Origin of the sequence: Phyllobacterium sp., assembly GCF_037994405.1 — a bacterium.
Taxonomy (GTDB): Bacteria; Pseudomonadota; Alphaproteobacteria; order Rhizobiales; family Rhizobiaceae; genus Phyllobacterium.
The window spans coordinates 1-4,195 of the sequence record NZ_JBBNAN010000317.1; the positions used below are offsets into that span (position 1 = coordinate 1).

Sequence of the window (4,195 nt, forward strand, 5' to 3'; positions counted from 1 at the left end):
GGTCGAACAGGATGATGCGGTAGCGCTCCGGGTCATGGAGCCGCCTCATCGTCGGATTGATCCCGCCCCCTGGGCCCCCATGAAGCATGATCACCGGCTTGCCTTCCGGATTGCCGCATTCCTCCACATGAATACTATGCAGTTCAGACACTTGAAGCATCTGCTGCGTGGAAGGTTGGGTCTCAGGGTAAAGAATATTTGTAATCATGCGTCCCACTTTCATAAATAATCCCCAGGGCGAATATCGCTCGGGAATGAGGTTTTGCCAAGGCAATTGAACGGGCTAGGCTCTGGTCGAAGGAAAGTCTCGCGCAATTTGAAACGTTGACGTGCGCCAAGTTGTTCTTGATATATCAGTCCAGTTCGATTTAATCATTAGCATTACGGCTTTTGGATTACGACCGCTGAAATTACAGCACATGGGTACTTTCAAACAATGAAATACAGATATGTAATTGTCGATGATCATTCCTTGTTCGGGGGAGCGCTGAAACTCGCGCTTTCCTCGCCGAAAAACAATGTAGCATTGTGGAGATCGGTGATCTGGAAAGTGCAAAGGCATTTATCCATTCGTCAACGGATATAGATCTTGTACTTCTGGACCTATCCCTGAATGGCATAGGCGGACTTACCGGTCTTATCAGCTTGCGCGCATTGCAGCCTTTGATTCCGATCGTGATCGTCTCTGCGACCGATGCTCCAGTCACGATCCGCGCTGCACTGGAGCTGGGTGCATCAGGCTTTATCTCAAAATCTGCCAGCCCCGATCAGATCAGGGACGCAGTCAGCGCCATTCTTGATGGAGAAATCTGGTCGCCGTTGATTGCCAATGAAGAAGTCGAACTCGATCCCGAAATGGTGGAGCTGATCCGGTGCATGCGCAGGTTGACGCCGTAACAGGCCCGGGTCCTCGGCATGATGGCAGATGGCATGCTGAACAAGCAGATCGCACACGAGCTTAACGTTTCCAAGGCAACCATCAAGGCGCATGTATCTGCTGTGCTCTACGCTTCGGTTCAAGTAGACCTTCACGTCAATGGCATTGCAACATAGACGCCATGCAATCCTTAAAACCGGTAGAACAATCAAACTTTTAGTTAATATTCACAAAACTTCTGCTACTGTCCGGCGGTGCTTGGGACAGCCTCGCCGAGGACAGTAAGTTGCATTAACACACAAATACTGGAGAGTGGTATATCATGCTGAAGGAATTCAAAGAATTTGCCTTGAAAGGAAACATGGTTGACCTCGCCATCGGTGTGATCATCGGTGGTGCTTTCGGCAAACTGGTTGAGTCGATTGTGGCTGATATCTTCATGCCCATCATTGGCCTGCTGACAGGCGGCATCGATTTTTCCAACCTGTATATCCAGCTTTCGGGCGCGCCCGCTCCAACGTTGACTGCTGCCCGGGAAGCCGGTGCAACGATCGCTTATGGCAACTTCGTCACGCTTCTCATCAACTTCCTGATCATCGCATGGGTGCTGTTCATCGTCGTCAAGGCAATGAACCGCTTCAAGCAAAAGGAAGCCGCCGTGGAGCCTGCTCCGAAAAAGGAAGAGATCTTGCTCACCGAGATCCGCGACCTGCTCGCCAAGCGCTGAGACCAAGGTCATTGCGTTGCCAGCCCCGGCCATAAGTTGGGGCTCTTTTGTCAGCTTCGTGTCAGTAGACCATCATTTGCAATGATGGGAACATCACAAATATCCACGTGATAATCAGAATTCATTGTTATAGGTCTGCGGATTGATGACTATGGAGAATCCGAATGGGCCTGATCGAGCATTTGCGCCACGAAGCTGCTGTCGCGCCAGAAAGCGGTATCGTTGCCGTCATGAATCATGGCCGGCTGCAGGACGGTGTGATTCCGCTTTGGGCCGGTGAGGGCGATCTGCCGACGCCGGACTTTATCCGCAATGCGGCGAGCACTGGTCTTGCCAATGGAGAGACATTCTACACCTGGCAGGCCGGTATACCGGAATTGCGCCAGGCACTTGCTGATTATTACAAGCGCCACTTCAACGCAAATCTGCCTGTCGAACATTTCTATGTAACTGGCTCTGGCATGCAGTCGATCCAATTGGCCATTCAAGCCACTGCGGGCGCTGGTGATGAAGTTGTCTACCTCTCACCCGCCTGGCCAAATTTCGCTGCAGCTGCCGGTATTGCCGGAGCAACGCCGGTGCCGGTTACGCAGGACTTCACCGGCAATGGCTGGGGCCTCGATCCGCAGAAAATACGCGATGCCATCACGCCAAGGACAAAGGCGCTGTTCATAAACACGCCTTCCAATCCATCCGGCTGGACTGCTGATATTGATACGCTCAAGGAAATTCTCACCATCGCCCGCCATCACGGGCTGTGGATTATTGCTGATGAAATTTATGCCCATTTCTACTATGGCGCACGCCGTGCCCCGTCGTTCCTCGATATTATGGATCCGGCCGAGCGCATTATCTTCGTCAATAGCTTCTCCAAGAATTGGGCGATGACCGGCTGGCGCGTCGGCTGGATGACCGTACATCCATCGCTTGGCAAGACCATCGAAAATCTCATCCAGTATTCGACGTCCGGCGTCGCACAGTTCATGCAGCGTGGCGCAGTTGCAGCTCTTGAACAGGGCGATGATTTTATCCGCATGCAGGTGGAGCGAGCCCATAAGGCACGAGACATTCTCTGTGCGAAGCTTGCGGCGACGGGCAGGGTGCGGCTGTCACCGCCCGCTGGTGCCTTCTATCTGCTTTTCGGAATTGACGGCATTACGGATTCCTATCGCGCGGCTTTCGATATTGTTGACCAGGCGAAAGTTGGTCTTGCGCCCGGGACTGCTTTTGGGGATGGTGGCGCGGCCTTCCTGCGGCTCTGTTTTGCCAGACGGTTAGATCAGGTCGAGGAGGCAGCAGATCGCCTCGCAGACTGGATCAGGAAACGTTGACGTCAAACTTCATACATCTCAACAATACCCAGGCCACTATCCTTTCATTGTTCATCTCAGCTACAGGCGCATTGATTGCCCGGCTGGTCGGTTTGCCCATTCCTTTTTTGCTTGGCTCGACAATCGCGGTCACCGCGGCGTCGCTTTCCGGCATTCGCATCCATTTGCCAGATTGGCTGCGGGTTTTTGTGTTCTTCACGCTCGGCATTCAGGCTGGTTCGGGGGTTTCTCCCGACACCATCGATCAGATGATCTCGTGGCCGGTCAGCTTCATGATGCTGTTCGTTGCGCTCGTCCTGGTTACTGGGCTCACCTATCTGATGTTGCGCAAAGGCTTTGGGTGGGATGGACCGACAGCATTGTTTTCATCCCTGCCGGGTGCATTGTCGTTTGTACTCGTCGCCGCGATGGGGACCAAGGCGAATATGGTCAAGATCACCGTGATCCAGTGCGTTCGGCTGTTGTTGTTGATCGGTTTTCTGGCACCGCTTCTCGCCATCATCGCCAAGAGTGCACCGCATGTGGTCGTGGAAATGAACTATGATTGGACCGTGCGGGAAGCGTTGATTTTGCTCGCCTGCGGTGTGGGCGGCGCGCTCCTTGGTCATTTCAGCCGCGTTCCAGGCGGTATGATGCTTGGGGCGCTCGTGGCCAGCGCATCGTTGCACGCCACATCCATCGTCAGCGCGGTGGTGCCGCGCTCGATCGCGGATATTGGCTTGATCGTGCTTGGTGTCCTGATCGGCTCGCGCGTCGGTAAAGAACACAGGACGCAGCTGCTGCGTTTCTTACCGGCGGCACTGTGTGCTTTCGTCATCGGAACAGTCGCCTCGTTTTTCGCGGCCTTCATGGTCTGGTATTTGCTTGATATCCATCCGGCGCAAATCGCGCTTGCCTTTGCTCCCGGCGCGCTGGAGGCTTTGACCGTGATAGCCTTTTCGCTCGGCGTCGATCCATCCTACGTTGCCTCGCATCATGTGGTACGCTTCTTGATGATTGCCTTCTCGGTGCCGTTTCTCGCTCGCTGGTCACGCGGCGACAACACGACAAACTAAAACCGGCGTCTCACTGAAACGCCGGTTGCAAAATTCAGGCAAAAGGGCGGAAAGTCAGCCGCCGGCCTTGGATACAGCGAGCGTCACAACCCGTTCGCTTGTCTCGATCGCCGGAGCACTCTCCTTGGAAAATGGAATGCCGAGCGCGGTCCAGACTTCAACCAAAGCGTCCTTCAGCTCAACAACGAGTTCGTTCGAATGGAAG

Annotated in this window: 5 protein-coding genes and 1 pseudogene; 5 read left to right on the top strand and 1 reads right to left on the bottom strand. The window is 54.1% G+C overall.

Annotated features, from left to right (window positions below):
• Positions 1-208 (bottom strand): annotated as a pseudogene (locus AAAC48_RS17765) (prolyl aminopeptidase); the annotation flags it as partial.
• Between the two features lie 320 nt (positions 209-528).
• On the opposite strand from AAAC48_RS17765, the gene AAAC48_RS17770 reads away from it, so the two are divergent.
• The 5 genes from AAAC48_RS17770 to AAAC48_RS17790 all read left to right on the top strand — a co-directional run bounded on the left by AAAC48_RS17770 (position 529) and on the right by AAAC48_RS17790 (position 3,990).
• The gene (locus AAAC48_RS17770; protein WP_340655458.1) at positions 529-897 is read left to right on the top strand and encodes a response regulator; all 369 of its coding nucleotides are present in this window, start codon (positions 529-531) and stop codon (positions 895-897) included.
• A gap of 33 nt (positions 898-930) precedes the next feature.
• On the top strand, positions 931-1,053 hold the full coding sequence (locus AAAC48_RS17775; protein ID WP_340655459.1) for a LuxR C-terminal-related transcriptional regulator: 123 nt from the start codon (positions 931-933) through the stop codon (positions 1,051-1,053).
• Between the two features lie 146 nt (positions 1,054-1,199).
• Complete coding sequence (gene mscL / locus AAAC48_RS17780) at positions 1,200-1,604, top strand: large conductance mechanosensitive channel protein MscL (protein ID WP_340655460.1); 405 nt, start codon at positions 1,200-1,202, stop codon at positions 1,602-1,604.
• A gap of 164 nt (positions 1,605-1,768) precedes the next feature.
• Positions 1,769-2,935 (top strand): pyridoxal phosphate-dependent aminotransferase, encoded by a 1,167-nt coding sequence (locus AAAC48_RS17785; protein ID WP_340655461.1) that lies wholly within the window; start codon positions 1,769-1,771, stop codon positions 2,933-2,935.
• Positions 2,932-3,990 (top strand): AbrB family transcriptional regulator, encoded by a 1,059-nt coding sequence (locus AAAC48_RS17790; RefSeq protein WP_340655462.1) that lies wholly within the window; start codon positions 2,932-2,934, stop codon positions 3,988-3,990. The genes AAAC48_RS17785 and AAAC48_RS17790 overlap by 4 nt, the downstream gene beginning before the upstream one ends.
• The last annotated feature ends 205 nt before the right edge of the window (positions 3,991-4,195 follow it).